Annotated in this window: 14 protein-coding genes; 6 read left to right on the plus strand and 8 right to left on the minus strand. The window is 68.0% G+C overall.

All coding sequences use genetic code 11. The features are described 5' to 3' along the window. Positions 1 to 140: 140 nt before the first annotated feature. Positions 141 to 482, minus strand: coding sequence for a hypothetical protein (locus tag RT456_RS04560; RefSeq protein WP_313343093.1), 342 nt, complete (start codon positions 480 to 482; stop codon positions 141 to 143). Positions 483 to 606: 124 nt separating this feature from the next. Further along, a complete protein-coding gene (locus RT456_RS04565) occupies positions 607 to 1,782 on the minus strand; it encodes an acetyl-CoA C-acyltransferase (RefSeq protein WP_313343096.1) in 1,176 nt (391 codons plus the stop codon). Positions 1,783 to 2,067: 285 nt separating this feature from the next. Between RT456_RS04565 and RT456_RS04570 the strand changes: the two genes are divergently transcribed. Then, entirely contained in the window at positions 2,068 to 4,965 is a 2,898-nt protein-coding gene (locus tag RT456_RS04570) for a S8 family serine peptidase (protein WP_313343098.1), read from the plus strand. An 81-nt stretch (positions 4,966 to 5,046) separates the two neighbouring features. Here the strand turns inward: RT456_RS04570 and RT456_RS04575 are convergent, their stop codons facing one another. Next, a complete protein-coding gene (locus RT456_RS04575; RefSeq protein ID WP_313343100.1) occupies positions 5,047 to 6,144 on the minus strand; it encodes a Glu/Leu/Phe/Val dehydrogenase dimerization domain-containing protein in 1,098 nt (365 codons plus the stop codon). A 337-nt stretch (positions 6,145 to 6,481) separates the two neighbouring features. Between RT456_RS04575 and RT456_RS04580 the strand changes: the two genes are divergently transcribed. Next, positions 6,482 to 7,591 carry an HDOD domain-containing protein gene (locus RT456_RS04580; RefSeq protein ID WP_313343102.1) on the plus strand — a complete coding sequence of 370 codons (1,110 nt, stop codon included), beginning with the start codon at positions 6,482 to 6,484 and terminating at the stop codon, positions 7,589 to 7,591. A 56-nt stretch (positions 7,592 to 7,647) separates the two neighbouring features. Here RT456_RS04580 and RT456_RS04585 read toward each other — a convergent pair whose 3' ends face one another. Both RT456_RS04585 and RT456_RS04590 read right to left on the minus strand, forming a co-directional pair. Further along, a complete protein-coding gene (locus RT456_RS04585; RefSeq protein WP_313343105.1) occupies positions 7,648 to 9,231 on the minus strand; it encodes a phospholipase D family protein in 1,584 nt (527 codons plus the stop codon). A gap of 52 nt (positions 9,232 to 9,283) precedes the next feature. After that, positions 9,284 to 9,994 carry an rRNA pseudouridine synthase gene (locus RT456_RS04590; protein ID WP_313343108.1) on the minus strand — a complete coding sequence of 237 codons (711 nt, stop codon included), beginning with the start codon at positions 9,992 to 9,994 and terminating at the stop codon, positions 9,284 to 9,286. Positions 9,995 to 10,101: 107 nt separating this feature from the next. Between RT456_RS04590 and RT456_RS04595 the strand changes: the two genes are divergently transcribed. Together RT456_RS04595 and RT456_RS04600 are read left to right on the plus strand one after the other, a co-directional pair. Further along, positions 10,102 to 10,821: an AzlC family ABC transporter permease gene (locus RT456_RS04595; protein WP_313343110.1), complete on the plus strand. Its 720-nt coding sequence runs from the start codon at positions 10,102 to 10,104 to the stop codon at positions 10,819 to 10,821. Further along, on the plus strand, positions 10,818 to 11,129 hold the full coding sequence (locus RT456_RS04600; RefSeq protein WP_313343113.1) for an AzlD domain-containing protein: 312 nt from the start codon (positions 10,818 to 10,820) through the stop codon (positions 11,127 to 11,129). Before RT456_RS04595 ends, RT456_RS04600 begins: the two co-directional genes overlap by 4 nt. 3 nt (positions 11,130 to 11,132) lie before the next feature. Here RT456_RS04600 and RT456_RS04605 read toward each other — a convergent pair whose 3' ends face one another. Then, on the minus strand, positions 11,133 to 11,630 hold the full coding sequence (locus tag RT456_RS04605) for a M48 family metallopeptidase (RefSeq protein ID WP_313343115.1): 498 nt from the start codon (positions 11,628 to 11,630) through the stop codon (positions 11,133 to 11,135). Between the two features lie 72 nt (positions 11,631 to 11,702). Here RT456_RS04605 and RT456_RS04610 point away from each other — a divergent pair, with 72 nt between their 5' ends. Next, the gene (locus tag RT456_RS04610; RefSeq protein WP_313343118.1) at positions 11,703 to 12,260 is read left to right on the plus strand and encodes a DUF2058 domain-containing protein; all 558 of its coding nucleotides are present in this window, start codon (positions 11,703 to 11,705) and stop codon (positions 12,258 to 12,260) included. A gap of 142 nt (positions 12,261 to 12,402) precedes the next feature. Further along, positions 12,403 to 12,669 (plus strand): DksA/TraR family C4-type zinc finger protein, encoded by a 267-nt coding sequence (locus RT456_RS04615; RefSeq protein ID WP_313343121.1) that lies wholly within the window; start codon positions 12,403 to 12,405, stop codon positions 12,667 to 12,669. 119 nt (positions 12,670 to 12,788) lie between these two features. Here the strand turns inward: RT456_RS04615 and RT456_RS04620 are convergent, their stop codons facing one another. Both RT456_RS04620 and RT456_RS04625 read right to left on the minus strand, forming a co-directional pair. Further along, entirely contained in the window at positions 12,789 to 13,370 is a 582-nt protein-coding gene (locus RT456_RS04620; protein WP_313343123.1) for a mechanosensitive ion channel family protein, read from the minus strand. A 58-nt stretch (positions 13,371 to 13,428) separates the two neighbouring features. Beyond that, positions 13,429 to 13,614, minus strand: a complete 186-nt coding sequence (locus RT456_RS04625) for a hypothetical protein (protein ID WP_313343126.1) — start codon at positions 13,612 to 13,614, stop codon at positions 13,429 to 13,431. Positions 13,615 to 13,661: the final 47 nt, after the last annotated feature.

Here is a 13,661-nt window from a genome sequence, read left to right on the forward strand (position 1 = left end):
CAGGAACTGAGAATCGGACTGCCAGCCTATTCACCCTTCCGTGAAGGTCCGGTAGGTGCCCGCGGTGCGCAAATGCCGCCCAAAGAAAAAGCCGCTGGCGAACCAGCGGCTTCTTCAGACTTGCTTGAAGAAAGAAGTTATTACTTCTTGGCTTCTTCAGCAGCGTCCTTGGCCTGCTCGGCGGTGGCTTCACCGGCCTTGGCAGCGTCTGCAGCGGTATCGGCAGCAGCGTCGGTGGCAGCGCCAGCAGCCTGGGCAGCGGCGTCAGCCGAAGCGTCAGCAGCGGTGGTGGCGGTGTCGGCGGCAGCCTGGGCAGCGTCGGCGGTCTGGGCGCCAGCAGCAGCGGCCTGGTCGGCAGCGACCTGGGCGTCGGCAGCGGCTTCGTTGGCCGAAGCGGCGGCGTCAGCAGCCTGTTCCTGCTTCGAGCAGGCGGTCAGAGCCAGGCCCAGGGCCATTGCGATCAGCAGCTTGTTGATGCTCATTTGTGTGAATCCTCGTCGTTAGATTAGGCAACGCGCTATTGCGCGCCCGGCAACATGATGACAAGCCACGTTGGGCTGTCAAGCGATCCCGCATTCAGTTTTGCGAAACGGGCGTTAAAATCAATCAAATCAATTCGATGGCGATAGCCGTAGCCTCACCGCCACCAATGCACAGTGTAGCAATTCCGCGCTTTGCATCACGCTTGCGCAAGGCGTTGACCAAGGTGACCACCAGACGGGCACCGGAGGCGCCGATCGGGTGGCCCAGTGCGCAGGCACCGCCATTGACGTTGACCTTGTCGTGCGGGATGCCCAATTCGCGGATGGGCGCCATCGCGACCACGGCGAAGGCCTCGTTGATTTCGAACAGGTCGACCTGGTCCAAGGTCCAGCCGGCCTTTTCGAGCACCTTGTGGATGGCGCCGATCGGCGCGGTGGTGAACCACTCCGGTTCCTGCGAGTGGGTGGCGTGGGCCACGATCCGGGCCAGCGGCTGCAGGCCGCGGGCAGCCGCGTCCTCCTCGGCGAGCAGCACCACGGCGGCGGCGCCGTCGGAAATGCTGGAGGAACTGGCCGCCGTGACGGTGCCGTCCTTCTTGAAGGCCGGGCGCAGGGTCGGGATCTTGGCGACGTCCGAACGGCCGGGCTGCTCGTCCTGGTTGTACTCGACCTCGCCCTTGCGGCCGGCGACCTTGACCGCGACGATCTCGTCGTCGAACGCGCCCGCGGCCTGCGCGGCCTGCGCACGGCGCACCGATTCGATCGCGAAGGCATCCTGCTCCTCGCGGGTGACCTGGTACTTGTCCACCGCACATTCGGCGAACTCACCCATGGCCTTGCCATCGTAGGCATTGACCAGGCCGTCGTGGGCCATGTGGTCCACCGCCTGGAAGTTGCCGAAGCGGTTGCCGGTACGCGAGTTGGGCAGCATGTGCGGGGCGTTGGACATCGACTCCATGCCGCCGGCGACCACGATGCTGGCCGAGCCGGCCTTGATCAGGTCATGGCCCAGCATGATGGCCTTCATGCCCGAGCCGCACACCTTGTTCAGCGTGGTGGCACCGGTCGAATAGGGAATGCCTGCGGCGACGGCCGCCTGGCGGGCGGGGGCCTGGCCCAGGTTGGCCGGCAGCACGCAGCCCATGATCACTTCGGAGACGTCCGCCGCCGGTACGCCGGACTGCTCCAGGGCGGCGGCAATGGCCGTGGCGCCCAGGGTCGGGGTGGGCACGCCGTTGAACTGGCCGAGGAAGGAGCCGATGGCGGTACGTTTGGCGGCAGCGATGACGATGTTGGGCATGGCAATCTCGTTGTTGCGTGAGCGGATTCGGGACGCGTGCCGCAGGATGCGGGCGCGAATCCCGTCAGACTGCGGGGGATGACCAGTATAGAGGGTCCTGATTTGCCCCCGGTGTCCAGCCGCGGGGCGATGCCCACCGCAGGGCCTGAACCGTCGGTGGAAAGCTGTCCGGATTCCAGTCAGACTCTGCCGGTAGCCCGGTGGAGCGGGTCAACGATCACCACGGGTGTCCTCGGGGTAGGCAGGATGCCAGGCGTGGTTCCATAAACGTTTGGGGGAACAGGGATGAAGCAGGTCGCAATGAGCAGGACCACGCTGGCGGCTGCGCTGGCGCTGGCGTTGAGTGCATGCGGTGGTGGTGGCGGTGGCGGTAACGTCCGCGTGGAGGGTCCGGGCGGCGGTACGCCGGTCACCACGCCCGCTCCCACCAACCCGCCGGTGACGCCGCCGGTGACGCCGCCGGTGACGCCGCCGCCGACCGGAGCGAAGCCGCAGGAACCGGCGATTGATGCCCATCTGTCGATCATCAATGCGGGCGACCGGCAAGGGCTGACCGGCGCAGGCGTGGTCATCGGCATCGTGGACTCGGGTGTCAACCGCTCCCATCCCACGCTGTCCGGTCGCGTGACACAGCGCTTCAGCTACGTCGACCCGGCCACCAACAACCTCAACATTGACGACGTCGTCGGCCACGGCACCACCGTGGCGTCGCTCGCGGCGGGCAGCGCGTCCGGCACCTGGCCGGGCGGCGTGGCCCCGGGTGCGAGCATCGTCTCGGCCCGGATCATCTCCGACAAGGCACCGGTCGATGACGGTACGGGTCAGGGCAACAGCGTGGAAGGCGCACTGGGGCTGGCCTCGGTGCACGCCGATCTGATCGCCAGCGGGGTGAAGGTGATGAACAACTCGTGGGGCGGGCTGTACTGGAACGATGCCAGTACCACGGACGCGATTGCGGCCGAGTATGCGCCGTTCGTGTTCCAGCACGGCGGCCTGGTGGTATTCGCTACGGGCAACGAGAGCAAGGCCAACCCGTCAGACATGGCGGCGCTGCCGAGCCAGCCCGGACCGGCCGGAAGTACGTTGGCGCGCGAGCTGGAAGAAGGCTGGCTGGCGGTTACCGCGGTCAACGCCAGCAAGCCGGATGAACTGGCGTCCTACGCCAACGCGTGCGGCGTGGCGGCCGACTATTGCCTGGCTGCGCCGGGCGAAGCGGTGTTCATCGATCCCGACAACAAGGGCGCGCCCAACCCGAAATATTTCTGGGGCGCGGGCACCTCCTATGCGGCACCGCTGGTCTCCGGCGCGGCCGCGCTGGTCTGGCAGAAATATCCCTACTTCAAGAACTACGACATACAGCGGACGCTTCTTGGCACCGCCACCGATCTCGGCGAGCCGGGCGTGGATGCGGTGTTCGGACACGGCCTGCTGAACGTCGCCAAGGCACTCAATGGGCCGGCCACCACGGACTTCGGAACGCTGTCCGTCTCCGTGCCGACCAGCGTCGGTACAAGCGTGTGGAGCAATGACATCAGCGGTGACGGCATCCGCGGCCTGTACAAGGACGGTGACGGCGTCCTTGCCCTGGCCGGCAAGAACACCTTCACCGGCTCGGTGGAGGTCGTCCGCGGAACGCTGGCACTTCGCGATGGTGCGACGCTCACCGCGCCGGTTACGATCACGCCGTACGACATCAGCTTCCCCTTGCCTGCACTGCAGTTCGGGGCGGGCACCACGAGGATTACCAGCAACGTCGAGAACAATGGGCGCGTGGCGCTGGTGACCGCCAACACCACGGCGGTCATCGACGGCAACTACCTGCAGCGTGCCAGCGCCGAGTTCATCACCGCGCTGGGCGCGTCGCCGTTGCAGGTGACGGGGACGGCCACGCTGCAGGGCGGCACCCTGGTCGTGGAGCAGGCAGTGGCCGGCTATGTGCCGATCGACAACCAGGTGCAGCCCATCATCCAGGCCGCGCAGGGTCTGACCGGTCAGTTCGGGGCGATGCGCCGGGGCGGGACGGTGTCCCTGCTGGACGCCTCGTTCGCGTATGACGCCACCAGCGCGTCGCTCAACATCCGTCGCGCCAACGTCACCGCGACGGCCACCACGGCCGGTCTGGGCACGATCGCCACCGCGTCTGCCGGACGGGTGGAGGAGGCCTTCGTCCAGCTCGACCAGGGCAACGACAGCGGCCCGGGCTTTGCCGGTGCGGCGGGCGAACTGCAGCGGGTTGAAGGTGCATCGGCGCTGCAGGCCAGCCTGGAGAGCCTCTCCGGCAAGGCCCACGGTCTGGCCACGGCGATGACCTTGGATACGCTGGACATGAACCGGCGTGCCTTGTCGTCGCGTTTCGACGACGTGTCCGCCGCACCGCGTCTTCGCGGTGCCTGGCACGGCGCGCTGGGTGAGGCCGGGCAGGGCAGCTTTGCCGGCACCGGGTTCCAGACCCAAGGCTGGATGCTGGGCCAGGACATGGCACTGGGCAGCAACGGCGTGATGGGCTTCGCCTTTGGCGAAACGCGCACCAGCAGCGGCCGTGAATGGTCTGGCGACAATGGCCGCGACCGACAGTCACAGGCACAGCTGTATGCCGGCTGGAATCACGGCGGCGCGTATGCGCTGACCCAGTTCGGTGCCGGCCAGTTCACCCGCGAGCTCGACCGCCAGCTGCTGTTGGGGGCCGGGCAGTACGGCGTGAGCTCGCGCTATGGCGGTACCTTCAGCACGGCCAGCGTGGAGTCGGGCTACCGGTTTGGCGGCGCGGTCGCGTCGCTCACCCCGTACCTGGGCGCAGACTACGCACGCGTGGACAACGACCGCTTCAGCGAAGACGGCGGCTTCGGCTTCGGCCTGCGTGCCGAGCGCAGCACCGCCAGTCGCAGCCAGGCGCTGGCCGGCCTGCGTGCCGAGACCCAGCGGCGCAACTGGTCGCTGCGCGGGTATGCCGAATGGCAGCAGATGTTGTCCAGCAACGGGGCAGCCTTTGACGCCAGCTTCGTCGGCGTGGATGCATGGGCGCCGCTGGCGGGCCTGCAGCCGACGCGCTCGGGCGGGCTGTTCGGCGTTTCGGTGGCTGCGATGCTGAGCCGCAATGCACAGGTGTCGTTCGGCTATGACCAGCGCTTCGGCCCGCGTGGCGACCTGAGCCAGGTGGCGCTGCGCTACTCGGCGGCGTTCTGACCCGGACGCGGCGCATGCCACGCTGAAAAAGGAAAAGGGCGCGAGATGATCGCGCCCTTTTTCGTTCCAACGCCAGCCGACTCAGCCGCCCCGCAGCGTTCCCAGCCGCGGCCTGGCGCGGCCCAGCGGCATCTTCAGCTTGCCGATGGACTGGATGCGTGCTTCGGCGATCTGGTCTGCCGCGCGCTGCGGCGCAATGCCTTCCTGCTGCGACAGCGCGAAGATGCGGCCCAGGTTGTGGTAGATGCTGCGGATCAGGCGCATTGCGCGCTCGCGGTTGTAGCCGTCGATCTCCAGCGACACATTCATCACCCCGCCGGCGTTCACCGCGTAGTCGGGGGCGTACAGGATGCCCCGCGCATGCAGTTCGTCGCCCACTTCCAGGCTGGACAGCTGGTTGTTGGCGGTGCCGCAGACGATCTTGCACTTCAACCGCGGCAGGGTCTCCGGGTTGATCGCGCCTTCCAGTGCGCACGGGGCGAACACGTCCGCGTTGAGGTCGTAGATCTCGTCCGGCTTGACCGCCTCGGCGCCGTATTCGGTGACCGCACGCTCGACCAGCGCGGCGTCCAGGTCGGTGACAAACAGCTTGGCGCCACGGTCACGGAGCAGCTTCACCAGCTCCATGCCGATGTGGCCGAGGCCCTGCACGGCGATGCTGGTCTTGCCCACTTCCTCGTGGCCCAGCTTGTGCTGCAGCGCCGCCATCAGCGCCTGCAGCGCACCGTAAGCGGTGAACGGTGCCGGGTCGCCGGAGCCGCCATGCACCTGGTGTACGCCGGTCACGTACTCGCTCTCCAGGTAGATGTTCTCCATGTCGTTGACGTCGGTGCCCACGTCCTCGGCCGTGATGTAGCGCCCGCCCAGCGAATCCACGTACCGGCCGAAGGCGCGGAACAGCACTTCGGTCTTGTCTTTGCGCGGGTCACCGATGATCACCGCCTTGCCGCCGCCCACGTTCAGCCCGGCCAGTGCGTTCTTGTAGGTCATGGTGCGGCTCAGCCGCAGCGCATCGGCCAGCGCATCGTCGGTACTGGCGTAGGGGCGCATGCGCACGCCGCCCAAGGCCGGGCCCAGGGTGGTGTTGTGGATGGCGATGATCGCCCTCAGGCCGGCGTCGCGGCTGTGGCAGAACACCACTTGTTCGTGACCGGCAGTTTCGAGGGTTTCAAATAACATGGTGACTCCGATGGTGCGAACGGTGGCCAACGCCGGCGAACGTACCAGCAAAAGGTGGGGTGTAAAACAAAAAAAGCGACGTCGTCTGATCGGGGGGACGGGTCGCGCGGCGCCATTCTAGTGCATTCCGCAGGACGGCGTTGTCAGCATCGCGCGACCGTCCGAAGACACCTGCACTCGGCCGCTGGCACGCCCGCCGGGGCCGCGCCGCTAAAGTTGCCGCCCACCGGGCCGATGCCGTGGCAACGGTGCGCGGTGCCGGTATGGCCAGGATGGATGACGTGGGTGCAGCGGCAACAACTCGGATGCGGAACCGCGCCAGTCAAGGAGCCCCCTGATGGTGGCTGTCCTGGTGGGGGCAATGGGCCTGCTGGCCGTGGCGGTGGTGGCATGGCTGCTGCACGGCCGCCAGGCGGGTGCGGTGCGTCGGTCGGTGCGGGACCCGGGCGGGGCCAGAGCCGGAGAGCGCCAGTCCACGCCGGTGGCGCTTCCGGCCGTTGCCGACGGGGACGCCGGCCAGATCCTGCAGGCCGGCTTTCACGCGTTGGCCCTGGTGCCGCGCAGTGGCGGTGCCGGCCCCACCGTGCTGGCGCAGGATGGGGTGCTCGAGGCGGCGGTCGTTGCCGCGCTGGAGGCCCAGGACTGGTCGGCCCGGCACCTGCCGCGCCGCCCGCAGCTGTTGCCACAGCTGATCCAGACCGTGAACGACAGCGATGCCTCGGCCCGCAGCATGGCGGCCATCATCGGCCAGGACGCGGTGCTGACCGGCAACCTGCTGCGTATTGCCAACAGCCCCGTCTACCGCCTGCAGGCCAAGCCGGTGGACAGCCTGCAGCGGGCAGTGACCCTGGTGGGCACCGAAGGCATCCGCCAGATCATCAGCGCGGTGCTGGTGCAGCCGGTGATGCAGTTGCACTGCGAGGCATTCCCGCAGTTCGGGACGGTGATCTGGGAGCACGCCCTGCTGGCGTCGCGCGCGGCCGCCGACCACGCCCGCATGGTGACCCACGAGGACGGATTCGCGGCGCAGTGGATGGGGCTGACCCAGGGGCTGGGTGCCGCGCTGGTGATGCGCAACCTGCTGGACGCGGCGCATGGCCAGGCCGCGACGCCCTCGCAGGCACTGGCCAGCAGGCTGCTGGACGCCTGGACGTTGCCGGTGGCCAGCCGCATCGCGGCCGCCTGGGAGCTGCCGCCCTCGGTGCACGAGGCCTTGTCGCGGGATGCCGACGCGGCCGGTGGCGGCCTCGCGGCGAGCCTGCGGTTTGCACGCGCGGCGGCGTCGGCCAGCCTGCTGTGCCGCCACGGACGGATCAGCCAAGCCCAGGCGCTGGCCCTGCTGGAGCAGCAGCAGGGCACCCCGGCGCACGCGCTGCAGTGGATCTGGCGCCGCCTGCATGGGCGTTCGGTGGAAACGTTGGAAGCGGAAGAGATGACGGACGGCTGACAGCCACGCCATGCGTGGCCGCCGTCGTAGCGCCACGCCATGCGTGGCTGCGCGTCCTAAAGCTGCGACTCCAGCGGCAACCAGCTGATCACTCGCGCGCTGGCCCGTTGCCACAACGAGGTATCGGGTTCGCTGTCGAGCAGCTGCGGCGGCTGCGCCGCGCGGTCCAGCCAGCGCACCTGGTTGTCCGTGTCCCGGGTCAGCCAGTAGCTCTGCCTGGGATCGGCCAACCGCAGGTATTCCCCACGCAGTTGTGCCGCCAGCACAGGATCATCGAACAGCACGCCCATCTCGGTGTTGAGATAGGCCGAGCGCGGGTCGAGATTGAACGATCCGACGAAGCCGCGCTGGTCATCGATCATGAACGCCTTGGTGTGCAGGCTGGCACCACTGCTGCCGAACAGGCCGCCGCTGCCGCCGCCAGCGTGCCCGCGCGAGCGCAGCTCGTAGAGGTGAACGCCATCCTGCAGCAGCGGAATGCGGTAGTGCATGTAGCCGCTGTGCACCGCCGCCACGTCGTTGGCGGCAAGCGAATTGGTGACGACCCCGACATACGCGCCACGCTTCACCAGCTCGCCCAGCCCGCGCGCACCCGCGTCGCCGGGTACGAAGTACGGTGAGATCAGCAGCGCCTTGTGGCGCGTACCCTCCAACTCGCGTACCAGCCGCGTGACCAGCCAGTTGGCCGGGTCATCGCGACGGTGCTTCATCGCCGGGTCGGACACGATCTCAACGTTGGGCGACCAGTGCAGGTCGACTGCGTTGCGATAGAACGAGCGCGCGGACGCCGAGCGCTCCACGCGCTGCAGGTAGGGCTGGGCGGCCGTCAGCGTGGCTTCGTGCGCCGATTCCAGCATCAGCAGGCGCAGCTGCGCCGGGGTATGGAAGGCGAGGGCGGCGATCGGTACCGCCGCATCGCTGTTCCAGTACGCGTCGAAGATGTCGTTGGCCTGCTGCACGGCCTTGCCCGCCACCAGCAGATCGAGGTCGCGGAAGTTCACGTCGCTGCGCGCGCTGAAGTACTCCTCACCGATGTTGCGCCCACCGACGATGGCCACGCGGCCGTCAGCGATCCACGACTTGTTGTGCATGCGATGGTTGACGCTGAAGAACCGCTGCACCATCTCCACCAGCCGCCACAGCCCATCACGGTTGCGGAACGGGTTGTACAGACGGATCTCGATGTTGGGATGCTCATCGAGCGCCATCATCAACGCGTCCTTGTCCTGCGCGTTCATGTCGTCCAGCAGCATGCGCACGCGCACGCCACGCTCGGCGGCCTGGTACAGCTCCCGGGCCATCAGGTGGCCGATCAGGTCATCCTTCCAGATGTAGTACTGCAGATCCAGGCTGCGCCCGGCATGACGGGTGATCACCGCGCGTGCCGCATAGGCATCCAATCCATCCGACAGGAAGGCAACACCGGAGTGATCGGGATGCTCGGCCTGCAGGCGCACCAGTTCGCGGTCGATCGCGCTCTGTGCCGGTTGCAGCGGCAGTACGCTGCTGTGCGCGCCCATCGCCTTTGGCGTGAGGTGGTCGGCCAGCAGCAGGCCGCTGAGCACCAGCACGACCAGGATCGCCACCAGGATGCCCAGCCAGCGCAGCATTCTGCGCCACAACGGTTTCTTGTCAGTCATGGCTCGATCCTAAGCGGGCCGAGCGTGCACTGCGAGTGCAGGGGGCGGTGGATCAGAAGCGCTCGTCGGGCGCGAGGTAACGCCATTGGCCCGGCACCAGCTTGCCCATCGCGACCCGGCCGATGCGCAGGCGTCGGACGCTGACCACCTCCAGCCCGACCTGGCGGCACATGTCGCGCAGCTGGCCGGGGGCCACCGGCTTGATCGCGAAGCGCAGACGGGTTTCGTTCTGCCAGCTGACCTTGCACGGCGGCAGTGGCCAGCTGCGGTAACTCAGGCCGTGGGCGAGCCGCTTCATGCCATAGGGCACCAGCTCGCCGCTGACTTCCACCAGGTATTCCTGCTCCAGCGTCGCGCCGCGATCCTTCAGGTGCGAAATGACGCGGCCATCCTGGCTGACCACCACCAGGCCGCTGTCTTCGTCGGCCAGCGGCATCACCAGCTGCAGTGCGTGGAAATGCCGCTGCAGCAGCGTTACGCCGGTAGCATCCAGTTCGCTGCGGCTCTCCGGCGTGACCAGGTCGCACAGCGCCTCTGCCCGCATGCCGGCCGGCTTGTGCAGCAGCATGCTCACCGTTTCGGCGCGGGTCGCTTCCGCGTTGTCGCGCAGCACGATCTGCTCGTCGGTGACCAAGGTCTGCGGTTGCTCCACGACCTGGCCGTTGACGGTGACCCAGCCGCCTTCGATATAACGCTGCGCGTCGCCCCGGGAGCAGCCGATGAGGCTGGTGAGGCGTTTGTCGAGTCGGATCGGATCGGTCATCAGGCAGGCAGCACAAAACAGGACGCGGGCGGGGAGTGTACTGGCTCGGCGCCGGAGCTGCGCGCTGTGTCGCTGCGGCCCCCCGCCGGTACTGGCATGATCGGAGGATGAACTGGACTGCCTCCCCCGCCGTGAAAGTCGGCCTCTCCATCGCCGTGGCTACCGGGTTGTACGGCATTTCCTTCGGTGCCCTGGCCGTCGCGGCGGGGCTGAATCCGTGGCAGGCACAGGCCCTGAGCCTGTTGATGTTTACCGGGGGCTCGCAGTTCGCGTTCATCGGCGTGATCGCCGGTGGCGGTGCCGGCTCGGCCGCGTTCACCGCCGCCACGCTGTTGGGCGTGCGCAATGCGGTGTACGGCATGCAGATGAACCGCATGCTGGGCCTGCGCGGCTGGCGCCAGTGGCTGGGCGCGCAGGTGACCATCGACGAGTCGGCGGCTACCGCGTCCAGCCAATCGGTGCCGTTGGAGCAGCGGCGCGGGTTCTGGGCCGCAGGCATCGGCGTGTTCCTGCTCTGGAACCTGTTTACCGCCGTGGGCGCGATCGCCGGCGACGCGCTGGGTGACCCGCGCCGATGGGGGCTGGATGGCGCCGCAGTGGCGGCCTTCCTGGCCTTGCTGTGGCCGCGGCTGCGCCAGCGCGATGCCGTGGCGGTCGCGATCGTGGCCGCCCTGGTCACCGTGCTCGCGCTGCCGTGGGTGGCGCCGGGCATTCCGATCCTGCTCGCCGCAGCGGTGGCCGCGCTGTGGGGCGCCCTGGTGCCTGGCCCGCGTGATGAGGGGCTTGAGCCGGACATTGCGCCGCAACGGCCGGAGGGCCAGGCATGAGCCTGTGGGGATGGCTGTTGCTGGCCTGCGCGGCCGCCTACGCGATCAAACTGGCCGGCTGGCGGGTTCCGGCGCGCTGGCTGGAATCACCCCGGATGAGCCGGGTGGCCGGGACATTGACGATCGGCCTGCTGGCCTCGCTGACGGCAATGAATGCGGTGGCGTCAGGCGCTGCGGTCGCCCTGGATGCGCGCCTGGGCGCGCTGGCGGTGGCCGCCATCGCCTTGCTGCTGCGGCTGCCGTTCCTGCTCGTGGTGGTGCTGGGGGCGGTCGCGGCGGCCATGCTGCGCTGGGCCGGGGTGGGCTGAAACTCAGCTGCCAGCGAGATCCAGATGGGTCAGGTACAGGCGCAGATCGAATTCCAGCTGGTGGTAATCCGCTTCCATGTGCGTGCACAGCTGGTAGAAGGCCTTGTTGTGGTCCGATTCCTTCAGGTGCGCCAGCTCGTGCACCACGATCATCTTCAGGAAGGGGGCCGGTGCCTCGCGGAACACACTGGCGATGCGGATTTCGCGGCTGGCCTTGAGCCGGCTGCCCTGCACCCGGGATACCGTGGTGTGGGTGCCCAACGCGTGCTTGAGCACCTGCAGCCGGCTGTCGTAGACCACCTTTGACAGCGGCACCGACTGGCGCAGGTAGCGCTCCTTCAGCGCCTGGGTGTAGTCGTACAGCTGGCGGTCGTTGCGCACGGTGTGCAGCTCGGCGTAGCGGCGCTCCAGCCACGGCCCCAGCCGGTCGCCCGCGATCAGCTCGCGCACCTGCTGCTGCAGGGTGTCCGGGTAGCCGGCGAGGTATTTCAGGGCGGTCATGGGGCAGTTGGGGTGCGGCGGTCCGGGCAGTATGATGGGCTTCGGAATCCCGCAACAACAGATGCAACCGCAATGGCGAAGGCAAACCCCCTGCAGGAACAACTGCTCAAGGCCGGACTGGTCAAGAAGTCCCAGGTCTCGCAGGCCGCACGCGAACAGGTCAAGGCCCGGCACGGCAAGGCGCCCGTCGCCCCGACCGACAGCCAGCGCGACGCCGAGCGGCTGCGCGCGGAGAAGGCCGAGCGCGACCGTGCGCTGGAAGCCGAACGCAAGGAAAAGGGCCGCGTGCAGGAACAGCAGGCGCAGGTCCGCCAGATCATCGAGACCAACAAGGTCAAGCGTGAGGGCGAGAGCGAGTACCGCTTCAACGATGGCACCCTGATCCGCACGATGCTGGTCAATCCTCTGCTGCGCCGGCAACTGGCCAGCGGCAGCCTGGTGATCGTGCGCGTTGGCGAGGGGTTCGAACTGGTGCCGCGCGCGGCCGCCGACAGGATCCGTGAACGCGACGCGGACGCGATCGTGCTGGACAACGGCCAGGGCAAGGCGCAGGCCGAACCCAGTACCGGCAACGCCGATGATGACGCCTATTACGCGCAGTTCCAGGTCCCCGACGACCTGGTCTGGTAGCGGTTGCTCCAGCGGCGGCGCCCGCCGGGTGCGCGCGTCCCGATGAAGGATTCAGCTGCCGCGCCCGCGTTCAGCCGCGCGTTGGCAGGCCGTCCGCGGGCAGGTCTAAGCTGTCTGCTGGTACCGGCATGGGAGACACATCATGGCCACAGGTTGGGCAGGCGACGGCGCGGTCCAGGACCAGATCGACGCCACCGTCGATGACGCCATCCAGCGCGCCCGGGCGCAGCTGCGCCACGGCCCGGGGCTGACCCACTGCGAGGAATGCGAGGCGCCCATCCCCGACGCCCGGCGTCGTGCGGTGCCGGGCGTGCGGCTGTGCGTGCGCTGCCAGGAGGCCGAAGACGCGGCGCAGCACGATGCCGGCACCTATAACCGCCGAGGCAGCAAGGACAGTCAGCTGCGCTGACTGTCCTTGCTGTAGGTCCTCACCGCTGGTGGGGACCCATTCGAGCAACGACCGACGGTCGTTGGCTGCTGCGCTGAGTGTCCTTGCTGCAGGTACCCACTCCGGGTGGGTACGCGCGCTCACCCGTCGCCTTGGATCCCGCCCGGCGCCAGCGCCGGATCGCGCCAGCGCCGCACCGTGCGCTGGAAGAACATGTTGTTCGGGATCTGCAGCACGGTGCCCTCGTGCCCGGCGCCGCTTTCCTGCAGTGTGGTGTAGATCAGGTTGACGTCGATGACGCGCCCCTTCAGCCCCGGCTTTTCGCCGTTCTCAAGCACTTCGATGTAGTCGTGAAGACGGAACGGGCGGGTCGTGAAGATCAGCAGCGTGCAGAAGATGTTGGACAGCACGCTCCACGCGGCGAAGAACGCCACCGCGCCAACGGCGGCAAAGCCGGTGAAGGCGGTCCACAGCACGCTGGCCTGTACACCGATGATGTTGAGCACCACCAGCAGTACGGTGAAATACACCACGAACGTGAAGACACGGCGCGCGCCCATCACCATTTCCAGGGGCAGGGTGTAGTGCTCGCCGACGCGACGGATCAGGCGCCGCGCGATCAGGCGCAGCAGCCATGCCACCAGCAGGGTCAGCAGAATCTGCAGGGCAGGAACCCCGTAGTGAAGCCAGTCATGGGTCCAGGCGGGCAGATGGTCTTTCATGCGTGGCGCGGTTCCTTGCAGCGGTAATGCCGGGGGAACCGCATTTTAGCGCGCCGGGTCAGGACAGGCGGTGCGCCTGCTCAAGTGCCGCGAGCAGGTGCGAGGCACATACCGCAGGGTGCTGCTGGTACTGGACGCACAGGTCGGGCCGAGGCGGCAGCGACACACGCAGCGTCACTGGGCTCCAGGGCAGGGTGCAGGCGCTGGCCAGCGAGAGCAGCAGGGCGAGGCAGCTGGGGGACATGGCAACTCCTGGGGCAACGCGTGCGGGTGACAACCGGTTGGATGCCG

This window comes from Stenotrophomonas sp. (assembly GCF_032099025.1).
Taxonomy (GTDB): Bacteria; Pseudomonadota; Gammaproteobacteria; order Xanthomonadales; family Xanthomonadaceae; genus Stenotrophomonas.